The sequence below is a fragment of the Streptomyces sp. NPDC001270 genome, assembly GCF_042896695.1.
Lineage (GTDB): Bacteria > Actinomycetota > Actinomycetes > Streptomycetales > Streptomycetaceae > Streptomyces.
The window spans coordinates 435,995-461,728 of the sequence record NZ_JBIAXM010000002.1 but is presented as its reverse complement, the minus strand read 5'-3'; the positions used below and the strand labels follow the sequence as shown (position 1 = coordinate 461,728).

At 70.5% G+C, this 25,734-nt stretch carries 23 protein-coding genes and 3 pseudogenes; 11 read left to right on the top strand and 15 right to left on the bottom strand.

Going from position 1 to position 25,734, the window contains the following annotated elements:
• Window positions 1-70: 70 nt before the first annotated feature.
• On the bottom strand, window positions 71-313 hold the full coding sequence (locus ACFY2B_RS05920) for a hypothetical protein (protein ID WP_390761898.1): 243 nt from the start codon (window positions 311-313) through the stop codon (window positions 71-73).
• A 193-nt stretch (window positions 314-506) separates the two neighbouring features.
• On the opposite strand from ACFY2B_RS05920, the gene ACFY2B_RS05915 reads away from it, so the two are divergent.
• Together ACFY2B_RS05915 and ACFY2B_RS05910 are read left to right on the top strand one after the other, a co-directional pair.
• Entirely contained in the window at window positions 507-1,214 is a 708-nt protein-coding gene (locus ACFY2B_RS05915) for a hypothetical protein (protein WP_390761897.1), read from the top strand.
• 182 nt (window positions 1,215-1,396) lie between these two features.
• Window positions 1,397-2,977, top strand: a complete 1,581-nt coding sequence (locus ACFY2B_RS05910) for a hypothetical protein (protein WP_390761896.1) — start codon at window positions 1,397-1,399, stop codon at window positions 2,975-2,977.
• A 38-nt stretch (window positions 2,978-3,015) separates the two neighbouring features.
• Here ACFY2B_RS05910 and ACFY2B_RS05905 read toward each other — a convergent pair whose 3' ends face one another.
• The gene (locus ACFY2B_RS05905) at window positions 3,016-3,699 is read right to left on the bottom strand and encodes an ABC transporter ATP-binding protein (RefSeq protein ID WP_390761895.1); all 684 of its coding nucleotides are present in this window, start codon (window positions 3,697-3,699) and stop codon (window positions 3,016-3,018) included.
• Window positions 3,696-4,784 carry an ABC transporter permease gene (locus tag ACFY2B_RS05900; RefSeq protein ID WP_390761990.1) on the bottom strand — a complete coding sequence of 363 codons (1,089 nt, stop codon included), beginning with the start codon at window positions 4,782-4,784 and terminating at the stop codon, window positions 3,696-3,698. The genes ACFY2B_RS05905 and ACFY2B_RS05900 overlap by 4 nt, the downstream gene beginning before the upstream one ends.
• 172 nt (window positions 4,785-4,956) lie before the next feature.
• On the opposite strand from ACFY2B_RS05900, the gene ACFY2B_RS05895 reads away from it, so the two are divergent.
• Both ACFY2B_RS05895 and ACFY2B_RS05890 read left to right on the top strand, forming a co-directional pair.
• Window positions 4,957-6,171, top strand: a complete 1,215-nt coding sequence (locus tag ACFY2B_RS05895; protein WP_390761894.1) for a sensor histidine kinase — start codon at window positions 4,957-4,959, stop codon at window positions 6,169-6,171.
• The gene (locus tag ACFY2B_RS05890; RefSeq protein WP_390761893.1) at window positions 6,168-6,803 is read left to right on the top strand and encodes a response regulator; all 636 of its coding nucleotides are present in this window, start codon (window positions 6,168-6,170) and stop codon (window positions 6,801-6,803) included. The genes ACFY2B_RS05895 and ACFY2B_RS05890 overlap by 4 nt, the downstream gene beginning before the upstream one ends.
• A 229-nt stretch (window positions 6,804-7,032) precedes the next feature.
• On the opposite strand, the gene ACFY2B_RS05885 is transcribed toward ACFY2B_RS05890, so the two are convergent.
• The gene (locus ACFY2B_RS05885; RefSeq protein WP_390761892.1) at window positions 7,033-7,743 is read right to left on the bottom strand and encodes a CBS domain-containing protein; all 711 of its coding nucleotides are present in this window, start codon (window positions 7,741-7,743) and stop codon (window positions 7,033-7,035) included.
• Window positions 7,744-8,050: 307 nt separating this feature from the next.
• Between ACFY2B_RS05885 and ACFY2B_RS05880 the strand changes: the two genes are divergently transcribed.
• Window positions 8,051-8,926, top strand: coding sequence for a CBS domain-containing protein (locus ACFY2B_RS05880; RefSeq protein WP_390761891.1), 876 nt, complete (start codon window positions 8,051-8,053; stop codon window positions 8,924-8,926).
• A gap of 172 nt (window positions 8,927-9,098) precedes the next feature.
• Here the strand turns inward: ACFY2B_RS05880 and ACFY2B_RS05875 are convergent, their stop codons facing one another.
• Complete coding sequence (locus tag ACFY2B_RS05875; RefSeq protein WP_390761890.1) at window positions 9,099-9,749, bottom strand: CBS domain-containing protein; 651 nt, start codon at window positions 9,747-9,749, stop codon at window positions 9,099-9,101.
• Complete coding sequence (locus tag ACFY2B_RS05870; RefSeq protein ID WP_390761889.1) at window positions 9,721-9,942, bottom strand: hypothetical protein; 222 nt, start codon at window positions 9,940-9,942, stop codon at window positions 9,721-9,723. The genes ACFY2B_RS05875 and ACFY2B_RS05870 overlap by 29 nt, the downstream gene beginning before the upstream one ends.
• Before the next feature lie 360 nt (window positions 9,943-10,302).
• Between ACFY2B_RS05870 and ACFY2B_RS05865 the strand changes: the two genes are divergently transcribed.
• From ACFY2B_RS05865 to ACFY2B_RS05845, 5 genes and pseudogenes are all read left to right on the top strand, one after another.
• Window positions 10,303-11,331: an alcohol dehydrogenase catalytic domain-containing protein gene (locus tag ACFY2B_RS05865; protein ID WP_390761888.1), complete on the top strand. Its 1,029-nt coding sequence runs from the start codon at window positions 10,303-10,305 to the stop codon at window positions 11,329-11,331.
• A gap of 78 nt (window positions 11,332-11,409) precedes the next feature.
• A pseudogene (locus tag ACFY2B_RS05860) lies at window positions 11,410-11,832 on the top strand (MFS transporter); the annotation flags it as partial.
• A 772-nt stretch (window positions 11,833-12,604) separates the two neighbouring features.
• Entirely contained in the window at window positions 12,605-13,201 is a 597-nt protein-coding gene (locus ACFY2B_RS05855; protein WP_390761887.1) for a GNAT family N-acetyltransferase, read from the top strand.
• A 180-nt stretch (window positions 13,202-13,381) separates the two neighbouring features.
• Window positions 13,382-14,389, top strand: coding sequence for a hypothetical protein (locus ACFY2B_RS05850; protein ID WP_390761886.1), 1,008 nt, complete (start codon window positions 13,382-13,384; stop codon window positions 14,387-14,389).
• Entirely contained in the window at window positions 14,386-15,729 is a 1,344-nt protein-coding gene (locus ACFY2B_RS05845) for an MFS transporter (RefSeq protein WP_390761885.1), read from the top strand. The genes ACFY2B_RS05850 and ACFY2B_RS05845 overlap by 4 nt, the downstream gene beginning before the upstream one ends.
• A 143-nt stretch (window positions 15,730-15,872) precedes the next feature.
• Here the strand turns inward: ACFY2B_RS05845 and ACFY2B_RS05840 are convergent, their stop codons facing one another.
• The 5 genes and pseudogenes from ACFY2B_RS05840 to ACFY2B_RS05820 all read right to left on the bottom strand — a co-directional run bounded on the left by ACFY2B_RS05840 (window position 15,873) and on the right by ACFY2B_RS05820 (window position 21,713).
• Window positions 15,873-16,874 (bottom strand): hypothetical protein, encoded by a 1,002-nt coding sequence (locus ACFY2B_RS05840; RefSeq protein ID WP_390761884.1) that lies wholly within the window; start codon window positions 16,872-16,874, stop codon window positions 15,873-15,875.
• Window positions 16,871-17,050 (bottom strand): hypothetical protein, encoded by a 180-nt coding sequence (locus ACFY2B_RS05835; protein ID WP_390761883.1) that lies wholly within the window; start codon window positions 17,048-17,050, stop codon window positions 16,871-16,873. Before ACFY2B_RS05835 ends, ACFY2B_RS05840 begins: the two co-directional genes overlap by 4 nt.
• 705 nt (window positions 17,051-17,755) lie before the next feature.
• On the bottom strand, window positions 17,756-19,870 hold the full coding sequence (locus ACFY2B_RS05830) for a flavin monoamine oxidase family protein (protein ID WP_390761882.1): 2,115 nt from the start codon (window positions 19,868-19,870) through the stop codon (window positions 17,756-17,758).
• Between the two features lie 251 nt (window positions 19,871-20,121).
• Window positions 20,122-21,057 carry a LysR family transcriptional regulator gene (locus tag ACFY2B_RS05825; protein ID WP_390761881.1) on the bottom strand — a complete coding sequence of 312 codons (936 nt, stop codon included), beginning with the start codon at window positions 21,055-21,057 and terminating at the stop codon, window positions 20,122-20,124.
• A gap of 285 nt (window positions 21,058-21,342) precedes the next feature.
• A pseudogene (locus ACFY2B_RS05820) lies at window positions 21,343-21,713 on the bottom strand (hypothetical protein).
• Window positions 21,714-21,815: 102 nt separating this feature from the next.
• Here ACFY2B_RS05820 and sigJ point away from each other — a divergent pair.
• Window positions 21,816-22,733, top strand: coding sequence for an RNA polymerase sigma factor SigJ (sigJ, locus tag ACFY2B_RS05815; RefSeq protein WP_390761880.1), 918 nt, complete (start codon window positions 21,816-21,818; stop codon window positions 22,731-22,733).
• An 11-nt stretch (window positions 22,734-22,744) separates the two neighbouring features.
• Here the strand turns inward: sigJ and ACFY2B_RS05810 are convergent, their stop codons facing one another.
• From ACFY2B_RS05810 to ACFY2B_RS05795, 4 genes and pseudogenes are all read right to left on the bottom strand, one after another.
• Window positions 22,745-23,536: an IS630 family transposase gene (locus tag ACFY2B_RS05810; protein WP_390761879.1), complete on the bottom strand. Its 792-nt coding sequence runs from the start codon at window positions 23,534-23,536 to the stop codon at window positions 22,745-22,747.
• Window positions 23,512-23,658, bottom strand: a pseudogene (locus ACFY2B_RS05805) (helix-turn-helix domain-containing protein); the annotation flags it as partial. The pseudogene ACFY2B_RS05805 and the gene ACFY2B_RS05810, both read right to left, overlap by 25 nt.
• 244 nt (window positions 23,659-23,902) lie before the next feature.
• The gene (locus ACFY2B_RS05800; protein WP_390761878.1) at window positions 23,903-24,517 is read right to left on the bottom strand and encodes a TetR/AcrR family transcriptional regulator; all 615 of its coding nucleotides are present in this window, start codon (window positions 24,515-24,517) and stop codon (window positions 23,903-23,905) included.
• 87 nt (window positions 24,518-24,604) lie between these two features.
• Window positions 24,605-25,318: an SDR family NAD(P)-dependent oxidoreductase gene (locus tag ACFY2B_RS05795; protein ID WP_390761877.1), complete on the bottom strand. Its 714-nt coding sequence runs from the start codon at window positions 25,316-25,318 to the stop codon at window positions 24,605-24,607.
• Window positions 25,319-25,734: the final 416 nt, after the last annotated feature.

The window sequence follows — 25,734 nt, the reverse complement described above, 5'->3', positions numbered from 1 at the left end:
TCGGCCGCCACTTCGTCCGTCGGGGAATGGTTCGGGGGATGGTTCGGGGGCTTGGGGGAACGGGGTGTGTTCATCCGCCGCTTCCGTCGTCGAGGTTCGACGCCGCGTCCTGGTCGGTCTTCTCGAAGGAGTCCAGGATGGTGCCGATGGCGTCGCGGATGCCCTTCACCTGCTTCTGGAGTTGGTGCTTGCCGTCTTCCCACTTGTTCTCGAAGTTCTGGGCGGAGCCGTGGGAGAGTTCGGGGCCGAACGCCGCGTCGAAGTCGAACGTGTGGTGTCCGATGTCGATGAAGTCCGCCACGAAGCCCAACATGTCCTGGGCCTCCTTCAACTCGCTCCCCGGAATGTTGACGTCCGACGCCACTGCGGTCCCCCGTTCCTGTGCGGTGAGGATTCGTCTCTCGGGAAACACGAGGCCACGGGGCCGGAGCGTTCACTTCCCTACGCGGTCCGGCCGATCCGCGGCGGCATTGAACCCTTACCGGGGCCTGTCTCGTGTTGCAGGCATGAACCGGCTCCTGCCCCGCCTGCTGTCCGCCCGCGCCGCCGCCGGGCGCACCGCCGCACGCCGTGCCGCCGTCGCGTCCGTACTCGCCCTGTGCGGCGCGGCGAGCCTGTCGGCCTGCGGCAAGACGATCACCATCGGCGACAGCCCCGCCCCGGCCGCTTCGTCCGCCGCGCCGTCCTCCGCCTCGTCGCCGGCCCCGGTGTCCTCCCCGGCCACGGCACCTGGCCAGGGCGCGGGCAACTCGGCGCTCCAGGTGGTCGACTCCACGGCCCAGGACGCCGGGCTCAGCGGCACCGGCGGGACCGTGGTCGGAGCTGCGGTCCAGGAGGCGCCGCCCAAGTGGGTGCAGTTGTCCGCGGTGACCTCGGCGCCGCTGTCCGCACCGCACCTCATCAACATCAACCAGGCGGCGCTGTACCGCTTCGACGACGACACGGCCGACCCGTCGCGGTCGGCCTGCAACGACGCCTGTGCGGCGAAGTGGCCCCCCGTGACCGTCCAGGAGGGCGGCAACGTCTATCTGGCGGGTGTGAACCCGAAGGCGGTCGGCGCCATCCGCCGGCAGGACGGCCAGGTCCAGATCACCGTGGGCGGACAGCCCGTCTACCGTTTCTCGGGCGACGGCAAGCCGGGTGACCTCAACGGTCAGGGACTCGACGGCAAGTGGTTCGCGGTGGGGCCGGCCGGGGAGAAGGTGACGCGGTAGACGGGCCCGGGCAGGCGTGAGACCGGGTCCCGGCATCGGTTCTGTCACTGCCTGAGGTGTGGACCGAACGGCCTCTCACGACTGGCTCGGGCTGCCCCTCCATGTACGAATGAGGTGACCTCTGCGTCCCGGCTTGCGGTGGCGAGAGGCATACGTGCCGTGCAGGGAGGATGGAGCCCGTGGTGGAGAAGAGTGGTAAGGACTCGTCCGGTGCGGAGGAATCCACGAAGCCGAGCAGACGGAACTTCGTCGCGGGAGCGACCCTTGGCGTAGCTCTTGCCTCAGCGGGCATCTACGAGGTCATCGACAAGTTGGTCACCCCACCCGAGCGGGACCCCGCCGAGACCGGAAAACCCCTGCCGCCGGAACAGTACGCCCTTCCCGCACCACGGGTCATCAAGGACAACGGCACAGGCATCGAAAGCAGCGACGGAACGATCCCCGTCCTGATTCCGCCGTTCCACGCCCACGTCATCACCGCGACATTGAAGGTGGCGCCGAACGCGAAGGCGTTGCAGGAGGCACAGCACCACCTGGAGTCCGTCATCCAGGACCTGGAGAAACGTCTCCCACCCCCGCCCAGCGGCCTGGGCATCGTCGTCACCTGGGGACTTCCCTATTTCGAGCACTACATCCCCAGCCTCGGGAAAAGCTCCGGATTCTTCAAGGCGGGAACACGTTACCCGGCCTACCTGCCGGTGGATCTGATGACGTCCAAACAGCAGGGCCGCACGATTTACGCGCTCCAGCACGCCCGGACGTATCCCAGTGACCAGCCGCCCCCCGGCTTCGGAGCCGTCCGGCTGGAGCAGAACCACCTGGCCGTACTCATGCGCAGTGATTCGCTCGACCACATCATGGAAGGCACCAACACCCTGTTCGGGACGGGGTCCGGCCGGGCCGGTGATCTTTTCAAGGTGACCAGTATCCGAAGGGGCTTCACGGGCGGTGGCCACACCGGGAAGCAGTCGCTCGCGAGCAAACTCGCCCTTGAGGCCGGTCTGCCCGGAGCCACCTCCGTTCCCGAGTATTCTCCCCTCTTTCTCGGCTTCACCACCACACTCAAGTCCGCGGAGAGTTCCACCCCTGTTTCGAACCTGGAGACGCTGCCCGGCTACACCGACCAGTGGCCCAACGGCTACTTCAGGTACGGGACCATCATGCCCCTCTCGCACCTGTACTCGGACCTGGCCACCTGGTACGGGGAAGGACGTGCGGGAACACAGGACTTCCCGGGATTCCCGGACCGGATCCGCGCGATGTACCAGCCGGGGCTGTCGGTCCCACAGGGCACAGTGACCGTGAACCCTCCCACCCAGAACAAGAACGACGTCTTCCAAGGAGTGAAGGACTCCGGCAGCTACGGCCACAACGGGAGCATGCAGCCGACGAACCGTCTGCAGAAAAAGATCACCAGTAACTACGGTGTGACCTATCCGGCCACCACACCCGTGTCCAACCGTGGTGATTTCGCCACGCTGGACAACCCGTTCCACTACACCTCCGACCCGGCCGGTGATCATTACAGCTCCAAGAAAGCAGCCGGACTGCACTTCCTGATCTTTGTGCCGACGACTGAGACGTTCAACCGTATTCGCCTGGCAATGGACGGCTATTATCCCGACGGCAAAAGAGTCGACGACTTCTCACCGCGCTCACCCAGGGCCGGGCTGAACGCGGTGGTCAACACGACCCACCGCCAGAACTTCCTGATCCCACCGCGCAGTCACCGTTCGTTCCCGCTCGCGGAGTTTCTGGGCTGATCAGGACCCGGCGCACGAGCCGTTCGCGGACTGCTGTTTCAGCGCGTTGATGCCGGTAGGCGGAGGCGCCCGTCATGGACTTCGGCGATCCGGTCGGCGGCGGTGAGGTGGGTGTGGTCGTGGGTGACCAGGACGGTGGCGGTGGCCTGCTGGTGGGTGATACGGGTGATCAGGTCGATGACGGCGGCGCCGCGTTCCTGGTCGAGGGCGCTGGTGGGTTCGTCGACCAGGAGGACGGTGGGGTCGTTCATCAGGGCGCGGGCGATGCTGACGCGCTGCCGCTGGCCGCCGGAGAGCTGGTGGGGTCGGCGGCGGGCCTGGTCGGCCAGGCCGACCGCACCGAGCAGTTCCATGGCCCGGCCGTGGACGGTGCGGGGCTTACGGCCGTCGATCCGGCCCATGACCTGGAGCTGTTCGACTGCGGTGAGGGAGGGCAGCAGGTTGGGCTGCTGGAAGACGATGCCGATCTTGCGGCGCCGCAGGTCGGTGAGCCGGCTGCGACTCATGCCGGTGGTGGCGGTGCCGTCGATGGTGACGGTGCCGGCGTCGGGGGTGATCAGGGCGGCGGCGACGGCCAGCAGGCTGGACTTGCCGGAGCCGGAGGGGCCGACCACCGCGGTCAGGCTGCCCCGCGGAACGTCCAGGCTGACCTGGTCGAGAGCGGTCAACCGGGTGTCGCCGTCGGGGTAGGTGAGGGTGACGTCGGTCAGGTGCAGGCTCATCGGGCGCTCCCCAGTGCGGTCAGCGGGTCGACGGAGGTGATGCGGCGGACGGACAGGACCGCCCCGAGCATGCCGAGCGCGATCATCATCGCGCCCGGGAGGAGGGCGGTGGCGGGAGTGAGGAGGAACGGCACCGCCGAGCCCGCCACGAGTGCCCCCAGGGCAGCGGCGATTCCGGTGCCCAGCAGGGTGCCGCCGGTGAGCAGGACGACGGCCTGGCCGAGGGCGTCCTTGAGCAGGCCCGCGGTGGGGGCGCCGAGAGCCTTGAGTACGGCGACGTCACCGCTGCGCTGGATGGTCCAGACGGTGAAGAAGGCCCCGATGACGAGGGCGGAGATGGCGAACAGGAAGCCGCGCATCAGTTGCAGGGAGCCGTTCTCGGAGGTGTAGGAGCCGATCGCGGACAGCGAGTCCCCGGTGGCGACCGTCCTGGTGCCGGCCTGCTGGTCGGTGGCCGCCACGTCGGCGCCGGACGTGGTGTCCAGGGCGATGACGGTGGCGGCCGGTCCGGTACCGCTGCCGGTGGGCGGCGCGGTCTTCCGCCAGGTGTCCAGGCTGGTCCAGACGACCGGGGTGTGACTGAAGTAGGCGTCGCCGCGTACCGCGGCGACCTTCAACCGCTGCCCGGCCAGGGTGAGGAAGTCCCCGGCCTCGACCGCGAGGTCGTCCGCGGCGCCGCTGGACAGCACCACCGACTCGTCGTCGATCCGGCTGCCGTCCGGGGCGAGGCGGGAGCCGGGCCGGACACCGAAGGCGGACACCCCGGTGCTCCGGTCCCCGGCGGTGGCCTTCGTGGCGCTGATCCCCAGCGGATCGGCGCTCTCGACGCCGGGGGCCATGGACCACTGCCGCCATTGCCGCCCGGTGACGGTGGAGTCGGCGTACGACAGGTTCTGGCCGGCGGCCGGAGCCTGGAAGGCGATCCTGTCGGCGGGCAGCGACGTGATCGCGGAGGTGTTCTGCCGGCCGAGTCCGGCCGTGAGCCCGGACAGCAACCCGACCAGCAGCGAGATCAGTACGATGACGGCCCCCATCAGGGCGAACCGCCCCTTGGCGAACTTCAGGTCTCTCCAGGCGACGAACACGGCCTCGGCCTGCCTTCTCCAGCGGTGGAAGTGGTACGTCTCCACCGTCGCCGTCGGCCCCCCGTGAGCGCGTCCGGCGCAGGACGGCACTTCGCGGGCCGAAAGACGGGACGCGGGTTCCACCTTTCGATGGACGCCCCCGGGGTTCCGCCTTCGTAGCCTGGGAGGCACTGTGAACGCGACCGCCCCCACCCTGACCCCGACCACCCGGGTCCTGGCCTGGTGCCTGCACCTGCTCGTCATCGGCCTGCTCGCGCTGGCCGCCGGGCGGACCCTCGCCGACGGTCGGCCCCATGCCGGGCCGGTCGTCGCTTCCGCGGCGGCATGCGCTCTGGTGTACGCGGCGGGCCCCGTGCTGCCGAACGTACGCCGCTCGCGGCGGGCCGCCGCGCTGTGGCTGACCGCCGTGGGCGTCGTGTGGCTGGTGCTGCTGGCCCTGTCCCCCGACGCCGTATGGGTGGCGTTCCCGCTGTACTTCCTCCAGCTTCACCTGCTGCCTCGCCGTACCGGGATCGCCGCCGTGGCTGCCACCGCGGCCACGGCCGCGGCCGGCTTCGCCGCCCACCAGCACTCCTTCAGCCCGGCCATGGTGGTCGGTCCCGCGCTCGGTGCCGCCGTCGCGGTCGCGGTGGTGCGGGGGTATCAGGCCCTGTACCGGGAGAGCGAACAGCGCAGGCGACTGATCGAGGAACTCACCGCCACCCGCGCCGACCTGGCCGACGCCCAGCACGCCGCCGGCGTACTCGCCGAACGTGAACGCCTGGCCCGCGAGATCCACGACACCCTCGCCCAGGGCCTGTCCAGCATTCAACTGCTGCTGCGGGCCTGTGAACGTGCCCTGCCCGACCGGCCCGATACCGCCGCCCGGCACGCGGAGGCAGCCCGGCAGGCCGCGGTGGACAACCTCGCCGAGGCCCGCCGCTTCGTCGCCGCCCTCACCCCGCCCGCCCTGGAAGGCACCACACTGGCGGACGCCGTGGCCCGCCTGTGTGTCACCACCAGCGACCGCCACCGGCTCGCCGCCCGCTTCCGCCTCACCGGCGACGCCGCCCCGCTGCCAGTCGCCCACGAGGTCGCCCTGCTGCGGATCGCCCAGTCCGCCCTCGCCAACACCGTCCGCCATTCCGGAGCCGCCGGAGCCGAGGTCACCCTCAGCTATCTCGGCGACCACATCACCCTCGGTGTCGTCGACGACGGCCGCGGCTTCGACCCCGGCCGGCTCTCCGCCCCCGACGGCGAGAGCGGCGGCTTCGGTCTGGCGGCGATGCGTGCCCGCGTGCACGCCCTCGGCGGCGCCCTGACCATCCGGTCCGCCCCCGGCCACGGCACCGCCCTGACCGCCCGGCTCCCCCTCACCCCGCACGTCGAGACCAGGACCCGCCCATGACCAGCACTCCCATCCGCCTCCTCCTGGCCGACGACCATCCCGTGGTACGGGCCGGGCTGCGTGCCGTGCTGGAGACCGAACCCGGACTGGCCATCGTGGCCGAAGCCGCCACCGCCGAGGACGCCGTCACCCGCGCCGCCGAAGGTGACATCGACGTCGTCCTGATGGACCTGCAATTCGGCAGCGGCATGGGCGGCGCGGAGGCCACCGCCCGGATCACCGCACGGCCGGGTGCCCCCCGCGTGGTGGTCGTCACCACCTACGACTCGGACGCCGACACCCTTCCCGCCATCGAGGCCGGCGCCACCGGCTATCTCCTCAAGGACGCCCCGCCCGAAGACCTGGCCGCCGCCGTACGCACGGCGGCCGTCGGCCGCACCACCCTCGCCCCCACGGTCGCCGACCGCCTCATGAACCGACTGCGCGCCCCCGGCACCGCCCTGACCCGGCGCGAGACCGAAGTCCTCACCCTGGTGGCCGAGGGACTGTCCAACCAAGCCGTCGGCCGCCGCCTCCACCTCACCGAGGCGACCGTCAAGTCCCACCTCGCGCACGTCTTCACCAAACTCGGCGTCGAATCCCGCACCGCCGCTGTCGCCGCCGCGACCGACCTCGGCCTCATCCGCCGCTGACCGGACAAGCGGGCCGTCCGGGCGCCGCTCGCACACTGTCGTGCTCGGTGCGCATCCGACGGCCGCGGGCACCTCCACCACGGCGCGGTCCGTGCACACGCCGACGTCGTCGACGACGTCGACGACGTCGACGACACGGACGGCGGCCCCCACGGCTCCGCCCGTCGACGACACGGTGAGCCGCCACCCCCACCCCACCGTCTCCTCCGCGCCCGGTCCGTGGGAAGCGTCAGAGAAGTCGGGTCCCCGCGGTCCCCGGCCGATCCGGGTCGATGCCCGGGTGGGTCAGCGGACCCATGAGCGCGCAGTCGACGTCCACCACCCCTTCCACACTCCGTACCAGTCGCGCCATGACGGGCACGAGGGTGCTGTCCCTGACTCGGCCCGTCAGCGTCACGACGCCGTCGTGCACCTCGATACGCAGCGGTTCGGACGGCGAGACGAAAAGGCGCTCGACGACATTACGGCGGACGTCCTCGGCGATCTCCTCGTCGCTCCGCAGGAACACCTTGAGCAGGTCGGAGCGGCTGACGATGCCCGTGAGTCTGCCCGCGCCGTCGACGACGGGCAGCCGCTTGACCCGGTGGCAGGCCATGGCCCGCGCGGCGCAGGCCAAGGTCGCGTCCCCGGTCACGGTGATCGCGGGCGTACTCATGAGCTGGTCGGCCGTGACCGCCCCGGCCTTGACGGGGTCCGCGCGGTCCGCCGCCGACGTACCGGGGTCCCGTTCGCCGCCGGCGTCCCGGGTCTCTTCCTTGGCCAGCAGATCGGCTTCGGAGACGACACCGACGACCCGCTGGTCGCCGTCCAGGACCGGCAGCGCGGTCACCTGCCATTCGCGCAGGGTCCTGACGATGTCCTTGAAGGACGCCTTGGCGCCCAGGGCGACGACCTTGCGGGTCATCACGTCGCTGACGGCGTACCGTCGGCCGCTCGTCATGGCGACCTCCCGGGGTCTCGGATGCACTCGTCCACGTACTCCAGGCTGGGGCAGAACTCCACGGCCGGGATGGGCCGTGCGGCCCATCCCGGGGTGCCGCGAGGCTCCGATGGGTCAGCCGTACGGCTTTCTGCTCAGCCGTCGGCTGTTTCCGGCCGGGACACCTCCTCCCGGCCCGCTCCCTCTCGATCACGTCGACCGGCTGAGGGCCGCCGCGCCGTTCCACCAGGGCCGTTCGGCTCTTGGCAGCGGACATGAGGGCGGAAGACTGGGACGGTAGGCAACTCGACGGAGCCCGGAGACTGCCGTGAACGAGCGCGAGAACTTCCACGCGGAGACCGAGACCCGGCGAACGCTGCCCGCCCGTCCCTTCAGCCCCGGCGAAACCGGACGGCAGGGCATGCTGATCCGCTATCTGGGCGCCGTGGCCACGGCCACGGCCCGGCACGCGCGCGCCGAGGAACAGGGCCGGCCGGCCGCCGGCGCCGCCTCCCCGCCGATGGCGGCCACGTCACCGGCCCGGCCGGCTCCCCCGCCCGACACTCCGGCCACGACGGTGCGGGACGTGATGGACGTACCCGCGGTGTCCTTGCGCGACGGCATGCCGTTCCGGGACATCGCCCGGCTACTGGCCCGCGAGCGGATCGGTGCGGCCCCGGTCGTGGACGCCCAGGACCACGTGGTCGGTGTCGTCTCGGAGTCCGACCTGCTGGCGAAGGTGGCCTTCGAGGCGTCCGGTCACCGGCCCGGCCCCATCGGCAGACTGCGTGAGCGGCGGCTGCACGGAAGGTCCCAGGGCGAGACGGCGGCCGATCTGATGACGAGCCCCGCGATCACGGTGCTCCCGGGTGCGAGCGTCGCCGAGGCCGCGTGGCTGGCCGCGCTGTCCCGGCTGAAGCGGCTCCCGGTCACGGACCAGGACGGCCGCCTCGTCGGCGTGGTCCGCCGCAACGCGCTGCTGAACGCCCTCATCAGGGACGACGCCGCGATACGGGAGGAGGTCGAGGCGAGGATCGAAGCGTGCTGCCCGCCGGCCGACCGGAAGGCGGTGGAGGTCGCCGTACACGACGGCGCCGTGCAGCTGACCGGACGGATGCCCGCGGCCACGACGGCCCGCCTCGTGGCCGAGGTCGAGAGCATCACCGACGTCGTGGAGGTGAAGAACCTCCTCACCACCGACTGACTCCGGCCCCCGCCCCGGCCTCAGTCACGGACTCCGGACGGCGCGCGGCGGGGCTGCACGTGATCGTGCCGGGTGCGCCGGCGCCGGGCGGTCCCCACGGCCCGCGCGGTCCGGCGGCCACGTCGTCAGGCATGTTCATGCTGTCAGCGACCCTGGCCCCCCGGCGCCGAAGCTACGCGTCGGCCGCGGTGAGCCGGCAGTCCACGCTCACCACGCCTTCGACGCCGCGCACGAGGCGGACGGCGAGCGGAATCCGGGTGGCGTCCGGGACTCGTCCGGTCAGCGTCGCGACCCCCTCGGCGACCGTGATGTGCACCGGCTCGACCGGCGACGGGAAGAGGGGGTCGAGGACGTCGCGCCGAATCTCGTCGGCGAGGTCGTTGTCCCGGCGCAGGAAGACCTTCAGCAGGTCACCGCGGCTGACCACGCCGTCGAGCACGCCCTCGGCGGTCACCACCGGAAGCCGTTTCACGTGCCGCAGCGCCATGATGCGCGCGGCCTCGGCGAGGGTGGCGTCGGCGCGGACGGTGACGGCCGGAGTGCTCATCAGTTCACCGGCGGTCAGCGCCCCGGCCTTGGCGAGGTCGGCCAGGCGGCGCCGCTGGACGAACCGGTCCGGGTCGGCGTCGCGGAACTCCTCCTTGGGCAGCAGGTCGGCCTCGGACACCACTCCGATCACCCGGCCGTCGCCCACCACCACCGGCAGCGCACTGACCTTCCACCGCGCCATGCGTTCCACGACGTCCTTGAACGGCGCCGCACGCCCCACCGCGACGACGGCGTGTGTCATCACGTCACTCACCCGGTGCGGACTGCTCTGCATGCTCTCCTCCTCGCCGGGACGCGGACGACCGCTCGGCCGCCGCCCGTCCCACCGGGACCGCGGTCGCCCGGCCGGACTCGGGGCTCTCGGCGCACAGCGCCCAGACCGGCCCGGCGTCGAACTCCCCGAGCCGCACCAGCCGTTCGCGGTGCTCGGGCGGCAGGGACGTGATCACGGTGATGACGGGGCTCATCGCATGGGCTTCCCTGACGACGGCGGCTCCGCGCCCGGGACGTGTCCGGGGCGCGGCACCACGGGTGCCACGGCCCACATACGACGGGAAGGGCCATCCGCTTCTCGTGGATCCGGATTGCGCGGTGCACGGCCCGGAGCCGCTTCTCCGCGTCTTCCCACGCTCCTTCCCGTCATGTCCAGCACACCACGGGAACCACCGCCCGGCGAGTGCCGTTCGGCCCCGGTCCCGGCCGGACGGTCCGCTGCCGCGGTGCTCGCGCGGGACGCGCGTGATGTGTCCGCGCGGCACGGGCGGCCGTGTTGCCCCGGAGCCCCGCGGGAGCGACGGTGGAGGAGAGGGGCAGGGAGAGTGAGGACCGTGCGAGCGCTTGTCTACCACGGACCGGAACGAAGTTCCTGGGACACCGTCCCGGACCCGGTGATCGAAGAGGCGACCGACGCCGTCGTACGCGTCGACGCCACCACCGTCTGCGGCAGTGATCTGCACATCCTGCACGGGCAGCTTCCCGAGGTGAAACCGGGCACGGTCCTCGGCCACGAGGCCGTCGGCGAGGTCATGGAGGTGGGCGGCGAGGTCCACCACGTGCGCCGCGAGGACCAGGTGATCGTCTCGTCCGTGTCGGCCTGCGGGCACTGCCGGGCGTGCCGTGACTCCCGGTACGGGCAGTGCGGCGGGGGCGGCGGCTGGATCCTGGGAAGTCTGGTCGACGGAACCCAGGCGGAGTTGGTACGGGTGCCCTTCGCCGATCACTCCACCACACTCTGTCCCGCCGGCCTCCCGCTCGACGACGCGGTGCTGCTCTGCGAACTCCTGCCGACCGCCTACGAGGTCGGAGTGCGCAACGGACACGTGCGCCCGGGAGACACCGTCGTCGTGGTGGGCGCGGGTCCCGTCGGTCTCGCCACCGCCGTCCTCGCCCGGCTCTACTCGCCCCGTCGGATCATCGTGGTGGACCTGTCCGGAGCCCGGCTGGAGAACGCCGTCCGGGTGGGCGCCGACATCGCCGACTCGCCGGGGAAGATGATCGCCGATCTGTCCGAGGGACCAGGTGCCGACGTGGTCGTCGAGGCGTCGGGCGATCCGGACGGCTTCGTCCTGTGCACGCGGGCCGTCCGCACGGGAGGGCACATCGCCAACATCGGCGCACACGGCAGCCCGGCGACCTTGCACCTCGAATCCCTGTGGCGCAAGAACGTGACGATCAGCACCGGCATGGTGGACACGTCCTCCACTCCCTGGCTGCTGGAGCTGATGAGGTTCGGACGCCTGCCCGTCACCCCGCTGGTCACCCACACCTTCCCCCTCGACCGGATGGCGGAGGCTTACGAGGTGTTCGCGCACGGCACCACCACGGGAGCCGCGAAGGTCGTGCTGCACCGCCGGTGACGGCCAGGTGTACCGACACAGTCCTGACGGCGCGGTCGACGCGCTTCCGCGACCGCATCCCGCTGGCTCGCCGGTCGGCGCGCCGACCGGCGCGGAGCCGCCGGGCTGGTCGTGCCGGGGCTGGTCGTCTCGGCCGCCGGCCTCCTCGTCGTCGCCCTCACCGGCGTCCCCGCCGCGGTCGTCGTGGGTGCGGCCGTGTTCGGGGCCGGCTTCGGCATCACCCAGAGCGCCACCATCACGCTGATGTACTCCCGGGTCCCGGCCTCCGGGTACGGGACGGTGAGCGCTCTGTGGAATGTCGCCTACGACGCGGGCATGGGCATCGGCGCGGTCGGCTTCGGCACGGTGGCCGGCCTGACCGGCTACCCCTGGGCATTCGCCCTGACCGCGCTCCTGATGCTGACAGCCCTGGTCCCGGCGTGCTGGGACCGAACGGCAGCGCCCACACGACCAGTGGCGGCCGGGGAGGATCGGGCGGTGACGGCGGAGGGACACCCGTGAGCGCTTGCCCGCGCCCTCGTCCAGTGACGGGTCGTGCAGTGCGGGGTGGTAGGGAGTCGCTGTGGCCTGCGGGTGTGGCCGAGCCCTGCCGTTCCCGGCCGGCCGTACGTCGGGGACGCACCCGGATGGGTCCTCGGGCGGCGCGTTCGTGCGCGGCGCGGGCGCCGGCGCACGGCCGAGGCGGCGAAGGCGTTCTCACATACCGTCAGCACAACACCCGCCGGCTCCGCCACGCTCGCCGTCGTCCGTACGAACGGACGGACGGACGGACGGACGCAGTCGACCTCGGGCCGGGCCGCAGGCTCGGCCCGTCCGGTCCTCAGCGCCTCGATCGCCGACGGCACACTCCCCACCCACCCCCACTCAACACCCGCACATTCGCCGTGAGTTCGACACCGACGACGGTAGATGCCGACGCCAACGGCTACACCCCGACCCCTGAACGTCACCCGGCGAGGGCGCCGTCACAAGATCTGCACCCAATTCCGAAGACCCGGCGAGGTTCACTGGAACCCCTTGATCGGCAACTCGCATCTTTGTGAGAGGGAAGCCCGGAGATCCCGGTCACCCCCACCAACACCCCGCAGGCGGACCGCTGGTCTCCCGGTACGTCGGCGTCGCGATCCGGCGCCTTCGCAACCCCGGGTGACGGGAGCGCTTCGGCGTGCCCTCCCACCCTGCGGGCAGGCCAGAGACATGCGGTTCCATGCCGCTTCGCCGAGGCCACGGCGCAGCCCACCCATGACGATAGAACCAACTCAGGTGAAACTCCATGCCTTCTTCCGACACTCTGGAAACCATCGACGACATCCGCAGCCGCTTCTTTCCCGTGCGGCTTCCTGGCGCGGGGAGCGGAGTCGGCCGGTGCGTCGACGAAGCGACGTTCCGGGAGGCGGTCGGGCAGATATACGCGTCCGTCTTCCCCGATCGGGACGCCCACCCGTACCGCCCGAAGTCGGATGAACTGGTCGCGGAATACCGCAGGGTGCACCAGGAACGGATCCTCATCGAGGACGGGGACGGAAAACTGATGGGGTGGCTGAAGGGCCGGATGACCGACCCCGACACCTTCTACCTGGGCACGAGCGGGATGCTGCCCGAATACCGCTCGCAGCGCGTCGCCGCGCTCTGCTACATCAAGCTGCTCGATTACCTCCAGGCGCTCGGGTACGAGCGTGTGACGTCCGAGCACCACCCGAGCAACCGCACCGCGATGATCTTCCAGCTCAAGCACGGCTTCAGCATCGAGGGCATGAGCCTGGACGAGCGCTGGGGACCGATGGTCAAGATGGTGCGCTTCTTCGACAGGGACCGCCAGGCCGAGTTCGACCGGCGGTTCGGCTTCGAGCAGTACCCGAAGGGCGCCTGACCGTGTTCCTGGCCCACGCGCCGCACAGCCGGCCCACGACCGCCTGACCCACCGGCAGGGCACCCGCCGCCACTCCTGCGGAAGGGCGGCGACCCCGGTCCGGGAACGGCATCCAGGTGCGTGTCCGGCACAGGGCCGCCGTACACGCACCGCCCCCACTCAGTGACCCGATGAGGAAGCGTGCACATCACCTACCTGCTCGCCACCGGCAGCAACGCCATCTACGACGGAAAGTACAGTCAGCGCGGGCGCTACCACACGTACGGCCAGCAAAGTTTCGTCCTCGACCTGATCGGCACGATGAGCAGAGCGGGCCACACCGTACAGCTCATCGTCGACGACCCCTCCAGGTTCGCCCTGACCTCGACGTTCCGCGGCATGGACTCCGTCACGGTGACGGAGGAGATCGATCCGTCGGGCAAGACCGATCTGATCCTGGTCGACGAGGTGCCCGACGAGATGCTGATGCAGTTCGACGAGCACGTACCGGCGTTCAGGATCGTCCACCACGCGGGACGCCGCTCGTCGGACTACCTCGTCGCGCGCTGCGCGCGCTTCCTGTGCATGACGGAGAACGCCCTGTCGCTGCAACGGAAGTACCTTCCCCAGGATCAGGCAGTCCTCATCCACCAGGGGGTCGACCTGGAACGCTTCCCCGCCGTCCACGGCACGAGCCGCCCGCCGAAGCCACGGGTCCTGCTCTACTGCCGGCTGGACTCGGGGCGCGAGGCCCTCCTCGGCCGGATCATCGAGAACATCGACCGCGAGGAGATCCTCCTGTACGTGGCGGGCGACGGTCCGGGGTTCTGGGAGACCAGCGACCGCTTCGGCAGCGAGATCATCCTCATCAACCACATGCCGTGCCAGTCGATCCCGAACCTGCTCGGGGAGATGGACGTGGTCATCTCGCTCGGGCGTGGGGCGATGGAGGCCATGGCGACGGGGCTGCCGACCCTGTGCGCGGGCCACGGCTACGCCGGCCTGATCACGGCGGACAACATCGACTCCCTCCTGCGGTACAACCTCACCGCCGTCGGCAGCGACCGGGACCCGGCCCTCGTCATGGAGGACATCCGCGAGGCACTGGACGTCGACCGGCACGGCGTCCGGGCGCTGGCGGAGGAGCGGCTGTCGGCGGGTGCCTACATGGAGGGCGTGTCCGACCTGTACGCACAGGTCGCCGGATGACGGACGGGGCAACGGGCGGGACGGCGGACGCGGCGCCCGCGGTACGCACACCGGGACTGTTCGCGTCCCGCAATCCACGGTTCTACTACGCCGGGTTGATCGTCTCCCAGGTCGGCACCAACACGCAGCTCGTGGCGCTGGGCTGGTACACCTACCAGCTCAGCCACGACGCACTCGTGCTCGGTGTCGTCACCGCGGCTCCGATCTTCACGATGCTGCTGCTCAGCCAGCTGGGCGGCGTGGTCGCCGACCGTCTGCCACCGCGTCGGGTCCTGCTGTGCACCCACTCCCTGCTCACTCTGCTGGCCCTGCTGCTCGGCCTGTTGGCGCACAGCGGCTCACTCGCGGTGTGGCACCTCGTGGTCAGCGCACTCTGCGTCGGCAGCATCAACGCGATCGGTCTGCCGGCGGAGCAGGTCTTCGTCTCGGAGGTCGCGGGGGACGCCCTGCTCAAGAAGGCGGTCACGCTCAACAACGTGATCCTCAACCTGTCGTTGGTCGTCGGCTCCAGCGCAGCGGGACCGCTCATGGCGGCGGTGGGCCTGGGCGGGGTGGTCCTGCTGAACGCGCTCTCCTACCTGACGATGCTCATGGCGCTCCTCCTCATCCGCCCGGCGCGACTCCACGTCCGTCCGGCGCGGCCGGGCAGGCGCCCCGGGGTGCGGGGCGCCTGGGGGTTCGTGTGGCACAGCCCCGTCCTCACGCTCCTGCTTCTCGTCATCGGCATCGTCGGCCTCTTCGGCACGAGTCTTCCCTCGCTGCTGCTCCTGCTGTGTTCGGGCGAACTCGCGGCGCAGGCGGGGGCGTACGGCATTCTGCTCGCCGTCATTTCCGTCGGTTCCCTCATCGGTGCGTGGCTGACCTGGCGTACCAAGGTCGTACTGGGCACGGTCCTGGTGAGCAGCCTCGTGCTCGGGATCCTCGAACTCGCCACCGCGGCGATGCCGTCGCTGCTGACGCTCGGCTTGGTGCTGCTGCCGGTCGGAGTGGTCTCCCTCGTCCTGCGGGCGGGCCTGCTCAGCCTGGCGCAGCTTCAGACACTGCCGGAATTCCGTGGCCGAGTGATGGCGATCTTCCAACTCGTCTACCGCGCGGGCTGGTTCCTCGGCACCCTGATCGCGAGCTGGCTGGCACAGACGTGGGGCCCCCGCCCGGCGATCGCGTTGGGCGGGGCCGCGGTGACGTTGCTCGTCGCGGCGGTCGTCCTGGTGATGACGGCGTTCCGCGCCATGTCGGTGTCGGTGCTCACCCAGCGGGTTCCGCGCATCAGCATCGACCTGGCGCCGGAGCCCGAGGGCCGCCACCGGCGTCCACCCCGCCACATGGCCGCGGATTCGTGAGTCCGGCCCGGACGGCCGGGAACGCGCGGTCTGCGGCGGGAGCGGGGCCGCCTCCCGTGGTGTCGTTCTGCCGGCCGGACCGGTACCCGCCGGCCAGACGTCCTGGCGTTCTGGCGTTCTGACGTCCGCCGGGGTGCATGCGGTCACGGGGCCGGCAGTTCGCTTCCGCCCGCGACGTCCCCGATGTGGACGGTCGCCTTCTGCCAGGCGACCGCACCGGTCGCGATCTGCTGGACGGACAGTGTGAGGGCGATCTGGCCGCGCTCTCCCGGGCTGTTCTGCCCCGCGGCAGGGGCGCCCGCCGTCGTGACGCAGCGCCGGGCTCCCTGCCGCATCGTCAGCAGCGCGGACTCCCACTCCTTCTGGAGGTCCGCGAGCGGTACGGGGAAGTACTGCTCGGTGTTCTCGACGGTGCTGTCCAGTGCGGCGCAGGTGCGCCGGTAACCGGCCCAGTCCGGCTGCACACCCCGCTGCTGCCCCTCACCGAGCAGCTTGTTCAACTGCTCCAGGGCGTGGCGGATCTGCTCGAACCGCTCGGTCCCACCGTGATACATCCAGGCCCATGCCTGCCAGGACCGCATCCTGGCCTGCTGCTCGGGAGCCCTGGCGGGTGGCTGCCGCGCCGGCTGGACGCGGCTCTGCATGTACTCGTCCGCCCCGGTGCCGACGGTCACCTTCGGCGAGGTCACGGCGGTGAGCAGGAGCGCCGGCACGCTCAGCGTGGCCAGTTCGGCCCGCAGGGTTCCGTCGGCGTCGACGGCCTCGACCGGCACCAGCCGGTGTCGCCGGTCCCGCCACACGGGCAGCAGCCAGTACGTCGCCGCGGCGACGGCGAACAGCACGAGGGTGCCGATCACGCCTCCGTACGACGTGGGCTGCTCGCCGACGCACTGGTCGAACAGCTTCATGCGGCCGATGACGGCGTTGATGGTGTCCACATCGGCGCTGGACGGGTCGACGCCCGCTGCCAGCAGGCAGCCGAACGTGCCTTTCAGGGGCGTGGCGCTGGAGTCGGTCCCCAGGTCCCGGATGCTCGACAGGACCACGTCGAGTGTGGTGGCACTGGCCGCCACGACGAGGGCCAGGAGCAGGGCGAATCGGGGACCGGTCCCGTTTCCGCTGCGCAGTGCGTTGACGAGCCTCACGACGCGGCGCCGGACTGCCCGGGGTGCTCGGGAGGCTGGTGCGCGGGCTGATCGGCCGGCGGTGTCGGAGGGTGCGGCGGCACCGGCCGGCCCGTGGAGTCCTGCGGCCTGCCCTGGGAGATCGCGATGCGCGCCACGACGCTGTCCGCGAGGGCCTCGGCCGCCGCACCGGGCATGCCCCGCTCCTTCGCGCGGTCGAGGACGTGGTCCGCACGGTCGCGAGCTGACCGGGGTCGAGGACGACCATGACGCGGTTCGCCTCCGTCGTGTTCCGGCGCAGGAGGCGGCGCGCCCACTCTCTGCCGCGGGTCAGCACCGTGTCCGACGCCCGGTCGACAGCGTGCCGGACGACCTGGTCGAGGACCATCCAGACGACAGGAGTGACCACGGCGGCGGCCTCGGCGTAGCCGAAACCGAGTGGCTCCTGCTTCTGCCCCGTCCGGTTGAGGACACGAAGGGCCTGGTCGTCGTCGAAGTCACGGAGACTGTCGAGCACGGGAACCTCGTGCGGTGCTTCCTGCACCACCACTTGGCGCACCAGATCACGTACGTACGTCAACCCCCGTTCAAGGACACGCTGTTCGAGCGTATTGCTGATCGGCGGAGGCTTCCGGGGGCTCGGGAAAATACCTGTGGCCCGAACTGCAAACTCACGGGTCGGCAGCGTGCGCACGAGCCCCGGCCCGCACCCGGGAGCACGGCCGGGCTGTCGGCGGATCGGGGCCGGGCCCGCCGTACGTCGACGGCGGGCCCGGCCCCCGTCCCGGACCGCGCATGCTGATGTCAACGACAGGCCCGGCACCGTCCTGAACTGTGGATGCAGGTGATGGTCGCCGGGCTGCGGATGAGCCCGTGGACATCTGTCAGCCCGTGAACACCTGTCAGCCCGTGTGGACCTTCAGCGCGGTCCGGACCGCGGACTCGAGTGCGCCTTCGATCCAGGCCGATTTGACGGACGTGTGGTCCCCCGCGAAGTGCAGCGGTCCCTCCGACGTGGGGACGTCAGGGAAGAGTTCCGTGTGCTGGCCAGGGAGGAGCACCGACGCCTCGCCGTAGGCATAGTGGTCACGCATCCACGACTGTGTCTTGCACTTGTGGGTGAAGAAGACCTCGCACCGGCGGCCGAAGACCGCCTGCACCCCGGCGAGCGCACGCAGGTACCGCTCGTCGTCGGCGAACGCGTCCCACTTGAGGGCGTCGTCGGACCAGCTGTAGGAGGCGAGCACGATGCCTCCGTCGCTGCCCTCCATGGGATGTGCGTGCTCGAAGTACAGGAAGCGGTTGGCGTTGTCGCTCACGTTGCCGCCGCCCCGGATGTGCGCGGCCTCGGGGTCACCGCCGGTGGGACGGAAGGAGGTGAAGCACTGCTTGAGTTCGTCGGGGATCGTCACCTTCAGGTCCCGCACGGACTTGTGGGCGCCGAGGTACGTGCCGTCCTTGACCTTGCCCGCCCGGTACTTGTCGTAGAGGTTGTCCTCGATGGAGTTCAGCGCCTTCTTCCACTGCGCTTCGGTGAACTCCCACCAGCGCTGGGAGAACTCCAGCAGCACCTTGGTCGCGGCGTCGTAGTGGAGTTCCGTGACGGCCCGGCGTTTGCCGTAGGTGAGCGGGGGGTCGAAGGCCACGTGGCGCAGTCCGGCGAAGGGGACGGTGACGATCGCCTCGTCGCCCTCGAAGACTTCCGTGGTACCGCCCCGGCCGGTCTGGCACTCCTCGGAAACGGTGTGCACCCTGACTTTTCCTGCGTGGCGTTCGATGCGTACGGCACGCCTGTCGAGCCGTACCTTTCCCTTCACGGGCGTGTACATCGCGTCCGCGAGCAGCGCGGTGCCGCCCTTGATCTCCCAGAACCTGGTCTTGGGGTCGATCAGTGCGGCGGACAGGAAGCTGTGCGTGAAGGAGAGATGCAACCGCGAGGTCAGGTTCTGGACGGTGCCGACGAGATCGATGGTCCTGGTGTCGAGTTTCCCGACCTCGGTGAGGTACCGGTACATGGACCAGTGGCCGTACCGCTTGAGGATCTCGGCCCATCCGCCCACGAGGGCGGTGCCCTCCTTGCCCCGGATGAGCTGGTGCGCGGGTTCGAGTGCCGCCGCGAGGATGGCGGCGGCGGTCTTCGTACGGTGGGGGCCCGTGACACCGAAGGTGTCGTTGATCTTTTCCGGGTGCTGCTCGTAGTCGGCCCGGCGCATGTGGACGCCGTTGACGTGGATCCAGGCCCGGTTGGCCTGCTTCGCCGGGTTCTCGACCTCCACATCCACGAGGTAGAACTCCTGGAGGGGGAGGTTGTGCTTCTTGAGCAGTGCCATGAGGAGGGGGTGGCTCTCGGGCAGTCGCATGGCCCCGGCCTCGGCGTACTGCCTGGAGTCGGCGAAGGGCTGTTCCCCGTTCTCGTGGCCGCCCTTGCGGAACGTCTTGATGCGGCCGCCGACGCGGTTGCCGTTCGCCTCGATCACGACGACGTCGTGGCCTGCCCGGTTGAGCAGGTCGGCGGCGAGCAGGCCGGCCGGTCCGGCACCGACGACCAGGACCCGCTTCGTCGCCTTCGCCCGGCTCGCGGGCAGTCCGTTCTCGATGACCTTCAGATAGGACGGTACGAGGGATGTGTCGTTGTCGTCGTAGACCGCGATGGCGCGGGCGACCGTGGTGTACGCCTTGGGGTCGGTGCCGGGCGGTACCGCCGCGGGCGCCGGCGGGGGCGCGGCGGCGGGGCTCAGCGCCGTGGCGGGCGTGGCGGACGCGGCGGTCAGTCCCGCGGCGAGCGCACCGGCGCCGCTCGCCGCGACCACGGCACGTCGCGACAGCCGCACGCCCGGCGAACGGGGCGCGGACCCTGCGGACTGCGCGGGCTGCGAAGGCTGCGAGGTGGTTAAAGCCCCCGGCTCGGGGTGTTTCTCGCTCGGTGTGTCCGTGTTCTCCGTGCCGGAAGTGATCGCACCTGAAGTAGTCGCACCGGGAGTGATCGCGCCGGGGGTGCTCATGTCGTATGTACTCATCGCGCATCACACTGGGCACATGAGCAGCACACTGCCAGCGGCTTGACACGGATCGGAACGGTAAACCACCCGCACGGCTACAGGACACCGAACTCCCCGCCAACGGCCTTTGGAGAAAGGGACGTTCGTTCTCCTGCCCGGGAGACGGAAGCGTTCGTTCTCCTGCTCCTACGTGGTGTCGCGTGCGGCGCGCGCCGACACCTCGCCCCCGGTCGATCCGGCCACGGTGATTGTGGGCGCGGCGGCGGTGTTCAGTGCGGCATCACCCAGCCGGGCCTCCAGGTCCCGGGGGCGTCGAGGCCGGCCGCCGTGTCGGCGAGGTGGGCGCGGAGGGTGGCCAGCGCCGGGTGGGGGTTGTCGCGGCGCCAGAGGAGCGAGTGCGGGTAGACGGGTGTCGGGTCGGTCACCGGGATGCGGCGCAGGCCGTGGCCGGCGGGCCACACGTGCCGGGTCCGCTCGCCCATGAAGGTCGCCAGGGCCGGGGTGCCGGCGATGGTGTCGAGGAGTGCGTCGGAGCCGAAGTTGGGGCCGGTCACCTCGATGGTGAGGCCGAACTCGGCGACGAGGTCGTCGTAGTAGGCGCGCCACTCGGTGCCGGGGACGACGCCGGGCATCCAGATCCGGTGCCCGGCGAGCTGGGCGACGGTCACCGACCGGGCGTCCGCGAGCGCGTGCTCCGGGCCGGTGAGGAGCTGGAGCGTCTCGTCGAGCACCCGGACGGACTCGATGTCCTCGGGAAGGGGCCGGCCGGGCATGGCGACGGCACGGAAGGACGCGTCGATCGCGCCGGACCGGATGGCGGCGACGGCCGTCTCGATGTCCAACAGGGTCATCACATCGAGATCGATGTCCGGGTGCGCTTGGTGGAAGCCGCGCAGCAGGCCCGACGCCGCGCCGCGCGAAGCGATCATGTCGACGCGCAGTGGACGGCGGCCGGGGCGTACGGACGCGACGGCGCGCTCGGCGACCCGCAGCAGATCGCGTGCGTGAGGCAGGAACGCCTGCCCGTCGATGGTCAGCTCGGCACCCCGCGGCGTACGGGTGAACAGCCGCACGCCGAGAGTGCGCTCCAGCGCGGCGATCCGCTTGGAGACGGCCTGCTGGGTGACCGCCAGCTCCGCGGCCGCCTCCTGGAACTGCCCCACGTCGGCGGCGACGACGAAGGTCCGGACGGTGTCGAAGTCCATGCCGACACCCTATGAGCACAACTGTCGGTTGTGGCCGACCGGTCCAGCGGTTGTCGGTTCCCCGGGTGTGGATCTTGCGGACCAGAGCACAGCCCCGCTCGGCATCCGTCCCGGAAGCGCAACGCGATCCCTGCCCCACCGGCTGCTCCGCGGGCCCGGCCTCCGTACCGTCTGCCCCGAAGGCCACGACCGGCAACGCCACAGGTTCCGCGCCCATGCCCCTGCTGTCACGCGGCCGTGGCACAGGAAGCGGCCGGGTTGATCTGGCGGGCCCCGGATCGGACCTCAGCGCCGGGCCAGCGCCAGCACGCTCAGCCCGAACATCAGGACCCCCAGAGGGAGATGGACCGACGGGACGTGCGCGATGCCGAGTACGACTGGACCGAGGCGAGTACGAGGAATCCCGACGCGTGCCACACCGGCCGGGGCGAGCCGCCGCCCGGCTTCCACGCCAGCACCGCCGCGAGCAGATACAGCATCGACGCCCCGTACATCACACGGGCCCCGACGCTGTGCAGCGTCTCTCCGTAGGACGAGGTCAGCAGCAGTCCGGCGGAGACCGCCTGGAAGAAGATGGTCAGGGTCTGCAGGGCGATCGCGATCCGCAGGAACGAGGAGCCGCGCCGTGCCTTCGCCGTCGTCGCCTGAGTGGCCATGTCGACAGTCCTCTTTTCCGCCCTCGGGCAGTGGATCGATAAGGTCTCGTGAGGTCGACGACGCGGGCCTGCGAAAGGTAAGGCGAGGGGGCGGCCGGAACCATGGGGACTGTCGGAGTCAGCACGGCTGAGATGGCCGCCGAGCGACGCCAACTGATCAATGTCGCCTACCGGTTGCTCGGTTCGGTGACCGAGGCCGAGGACGCCGTGCAGGATGCCTACGCACGCTGGTACGGGCTGTCACGAAGCAGGCAGGAGGAGATCCTGTCCCCCGGTGCCTGGCTGACGACGGTGACCAGCCGCATCTGCCTGGACCTGCTCGGCTCGGCGCGGGCCCGCCGTGAACGCTACGTCGGTGCGTGGCTGCCCGAGCCGCTGCCTGACCGCACCGAGTGGGATCGTGCGGGCGCCGGTCCCGCCGGCTCGGCGGACCCTGCCGGCCAGGTCGTCCTGGACGAATCGGTGGCCATGGCCTTCCTCATCGTCCTGGAGTCGATGACGCCCGCCGAGCGGGTGGCGTTCGTCCTGCACGACGTCTTCCGGTACCCGTTCGCCGAGATCGCCGGCGTTCTCGGCCGGACCCCCGCGGCCTGCAAGCAACTGGCGGCCTCCGCCCGGCGGCGGGTGAGCGGCGCGCACACTCCGGTGACGGCGACCGGCCGGGCCGAGGTCGTCAGGCGCGTCAAAGAAGCCTGGGAGACCAAGGACATCGCAGCCCTCGTGGCTCTCCTTGACCCAGCCGCCGTGCTGACCGCCGACGGCGGCGGCCAGGTCGGCACCGTCCTGCGCCCGGTCGAGGGCGGCGCACGTATCGCCCAGTACATGGTCGCCATTGCCGAGAAGGCTCCGGGACTCGAACTCCTGGAGCGGTCGGTCAACGGTGCGCCGGGCCTGGTGGCCCAGCGCGCCGGCGTCGTCATGACCGTGGCCTCGTTCGACGTCTCCGACGGGCGTATCACCCAGATCTGGGCCGTCCGCAACCCGGAAAAGCTCCGACCGTGGGCACGGAGAGGCCAGTAGGTTGTCGCGGCTTATTTTTGCTGTGTGGTTGGGTAGAGGTGGCGGAGTTTCACGCGTGCGTCGTCGGTGGTGAAGTGCCACGCGACTTGGCGCTGGTCGTTGTTGGTCTGCTGCTGCCAGGCGGCGAGTTCGGCGTTGAGCACGGCGAGGTCGTCGATGCGGCGGTCCAGGCACTGGCGGGTGAGCGCGGAGAGCTCGATCTCGGCGATGTTGAGCCAGGACCCGTGTTTGGGGGTGTGGTGGATCTCCAGGCGCTGGGCCAGCGCGAATGCCTTCCCCGGGTCGAACGCCTCGTAGAGCGAGGCGATGGTGTGGGGGTTGAGGTTGTCCATCACCAGCACGACCGTGGCGGCGTCGGGGTAGTCCACGGTCATCAGGTGCTCGACCTGGTGCGCCCAGTCGACCTTGGTCCGGCGGGGCCGGGCGTCCACGCGTCGCCATCCGCGCAGCGGCTCGACCCAGCAGAAGATCGGGCAGGTCCCCGAGCGGACGTACTCGTTGTCCTCGCGACGGTCACGGCCCGGCCGCGCGGGAAGCGGATCGCGGACGTGGCCGGGCAACTGGTACGGCTTCTCGTCCATGCACACCACCGGACGTGCCGGATCGAAGGGCCGGGCGTAGACAGCCAGGACGTCTTCCATCCGGGCCGCGAACTGCGCGTTCGCCCGTGGTGGGATGGTCCAGCACTTCTTCGGATGAGGACGCAGTTCCGTTTTTTTAAGACGCGTCCGATGGTGGAGTGGTCCAGATCCGGGATGTCCTCGACCAGCGCGACATGCTTCTCCAGCAGCCGCAGCGACCACCGGGCATGTCCCCTGGGCGGTGCCGAGCAGGCCAGCGCGATCAGCCTCGCCTCGACCTCCCCGGTCACCGGGGAGGACACCGGCGGGAACGCGCGCTCCTTCCGGCCGACCGTGGCCCACACATCGCCGCCGGTCTCCACGTACCGCTTCGAGATCAGGCGGACCGACTCGCACGAGACCCCGCCCCGCTCTGCGATCACCGCCCGCGGATCGACCTCACCGACCGACGTGTCCAACGCGAGCAGCACCCGCGCCCGCCAACGCGACGGCCTGGACGGCCTGGGGGAAGCGGCGCCGGGCACCTCGGTGTGCCCGGACGGTGTGCTGGTCGTCGACGCCGGCCCCCGTGGCGGGAGCCTCGGCTGCTCAGGAGGCCGCTGTGTATGTTCGGCGGGCGGAGAGCAGTGACAGGCAGTTCTCCCACAGGGCTTCGAGGCGCTGGGTGTTGTTGTAGAGCTTGGCGAACAGCACCTGGCCCTCCAGTTGGGCGACGATCGACCGGGCGGCTTCCGTGGTGTCGCGGACGGAGACCTCTCCGCGCTCGCGGGCCTCGGTGATGACCTCGTCGACCATTTTCACCTGGGCGTCGAAGATCTCCTGGAGGCGTTCGCGGATGGGTTCGGTCTGGTTGCTCAGTTCCAGGGTGAGGTTTCCGAACATGCACCCGGAAACGGTCCCGCAGCTCTGCTGGCCCTCGCGCAGGTCCGCCTGGGTCTCCTCCAGCAGTCGGCGGAGCCGCTCCAGTGGCTCCGCGTCGTCCCGCAGGACCCGGGTCCAGTCGCCGCGCTGGCTCTCCCACTGCTGGTCGATCACGGCCAGGGCGAGCGTCTCCTTCGAATCGAAGAAGTAGTAGAAGCTGCCCTTGGGCACGCCGGCGGCCTTGCAGATCTCGGCGACACCGAGTGCTGTGTATCCGCGCTGCTCGATGAGCGAGTGCGCGGCGGTGAGGATCTTCTCCTTGGCATCACTGGTGCGTCCCATGGCGAGAGTATACGACCGATCGTCTATTTCGCATGCCGGTCCCCGGGCGCCGCACGGGGCGCCCGGGGGCACCGGGGGCGCATGCGGTCAGTGACCGGCGCTCTGGCCGCCGTCGACGTGGAGGATCTCACCGGTGACGAAGGGGGCGTTCTCAAGGTAGACGACCGCGTCGACGATGTCGCTGATCTCACCCATGCGCCCGAGCGGGTGCAGCGCGGCGAGCGTCTCGTGCTGCGCCTCCGGATGCATGGGGGTCTTGACGACACCGAGGGCGACCGCGTTGCTGCGGATGCCGCGGGCGGCGTACTCGACGGCCAGCGACTTGGTGGCGGACTGCAGCCCGCCCTTGGTGAGGGAGGCGAGCACCGAGGGGACGGCCGAGTTGGCGTGGTCGACGAGACTCGTGCCGATCTGGACGATGTGACCGCTTCCCTGGCGGAGCATCTGCTCTACGGCGAGCTGAGTGATGCGGAAGAACCCGGCCAGGTTGACGCCGATGACCGTGTCGTAGTCCTGCTGGGTGTACTCGGTGAACGGCTTGGCGACGAAGACGCCCGCGTTGTTGACGACCGTGTCGATGCGGCCGAAGCGCTCGACGGCGGCCGCGGCCACCCGCTCGGCCGTAGCGGGGTCGGCGATGTCGCCCTGAACAGTCAGGACGTCGGGATCCTGCGAGGGGGCGATGGTGCGCGAAGTGGCCACGACGGCGTAGCCGAGCTTGCGGTACGCCTCCACCAGTCCTGCGCCGATGCCCTGGGATGCGCCGGTGATGACGGCGACCTTCTGACCGGAAGTGCTCATGACTGTTCCCTCTCGGAATGGTTGTGCGCACCGACGTGTGTCAGCTCGCGACCGAAAAACTAGACGACTGGTCGACTATTTTCAACGCCACCAACGGGGCTTCCAGTGTTGCGGCCCCACGGCGGGCCCGCCACCTGCGGCGGGAGCCTGCACCCACAGAAGAAAACGGCCGCCCCCACCCGCCGGAAGTGGCCATCTGCCGCATGGCGGGCCGGACGACGAGGTGCCGATTCCGTGCTGGGCGCCGCGCCCACGGGACACACCCGCGCGCCCCTCGGGTTTGAGCCCGAGGACCCAACCCGTGCCGACACCTCGCCGCCTCGCACAGGCAGGCGATCCCCCGCGCGCCGCGGAGGCTGTGCTCCGGAGATTGCAACTAGCCGACCGGTCAACTAACCTTCTGCCCCGGCGGCCCC

Bases quoted from the DNA above. Each gene is read 5' to 3' on its own strand.
- ACFY2B_RS05920 (WP_390761898.1), bottom strand. From the start codon at position 313: ATGTTGGGCTTCGTGGCGGACTTCATCGACATCGGACACCACACGTTC.
- ACFY2B_RS05915 (WP_390761897.1), top strand. From the start codon at position 507: ATGAACCGGCTCCTGCCCCGCCTGCTGTCCGCCCGCGCCGCCGCCGGG.
- ACFY2B_RS05905 (WP_390761895.1), bottom strand. From the start codon at position 3,699: ATGAGCCTGCACCTGACCGACGTCACCCTCACCTACCCCGACGGCGAC.
- ACFY2B_RS05890 (WP_390761893.1), top strand. From the start codon at position 6,168: ATGACCAGCACTCCCATCCGCCTCCTCCTGGCCGACGACCATCCCGTG.
- ACFY2B_RS05885 (WP_390761892.1), bottom strand. From the start codon at position 7,743: ATGACGAGCGGCCGACGGTACGCCGTCAGCGACGTGATGACCCGCAAG.
- ACFY2B_RS05875 (WP_390761890.1), bottom strand. From the start codon at position 9,749: ATGCAGAGCAGTCCGCACCGGGTGAGTGACGTGATGACACACGCCGTC.
- ACFY2B_RS05870 (WP_390761889.1), bottom strand. From the start codon at position 9,942: ATGAGCCCCGTCATCACCGTGATCACGTCCCTGCCGCCCGAGCACCGC.
- ACFY2B_RS05855 (WP_390761887.1), top strand. From the start codon at position 12,605: ATGCCTTCTTCCGACACTCTGGAAACCATCGACGACATCCGCAGCCGC.
- ACFY2B_RS05845 (WP_390761885.1), top strand. From the start codon at position 14,386: ATGACGGACGGGGCAACGGGCGGGACGGCGGACGCGGCGCCCGCGGTA.
- ACFY2B_RS05835 (WP_390761883.1), bottom strand. From the start codon at position 17,050: ATGCCCGGTGCGGCGGCCGAGGCCCTCGCGGACAGCGTCGTGGCGCGC.
- ACFY2B_RS05830 (WP_390761882.1), bottom strand. From the start codon at position 19,870: ATGAGTACATACGACATGAGCACCCCCGGCGCGATCACTCCCGGTGCG.
- ACFY2B_RS05825 (WP_390761881.1), bottom strand. From the start codon at position 21,057: ATGGACTTCGACACCGTCCGGACCTTCGTCGTCGCCGCCGACGTGGGG.
- sigJ (WP_390761880.1), top strand. From the start codon at position 21,816: ATGGGGACTGTCGGAGTCAGCACGGCTGAGATGGCCGCCGAGCGACGC.
- ACFY2B_RS05800 (WP_390761878.1), bottom strand. From the start codon at position 24,517: ATGGGACGCACCAGTGATGCCAAGGAGAAGATCCTCACCGCCGCGCAC.
- ACFY2B_RS05795 (WP_390761877.1), bottom strand. From the start codon at position 25,318: ATGAGCACTTCCGGTCAGAAGGTCGCCGTCATCACCGGCGCATCCCAG.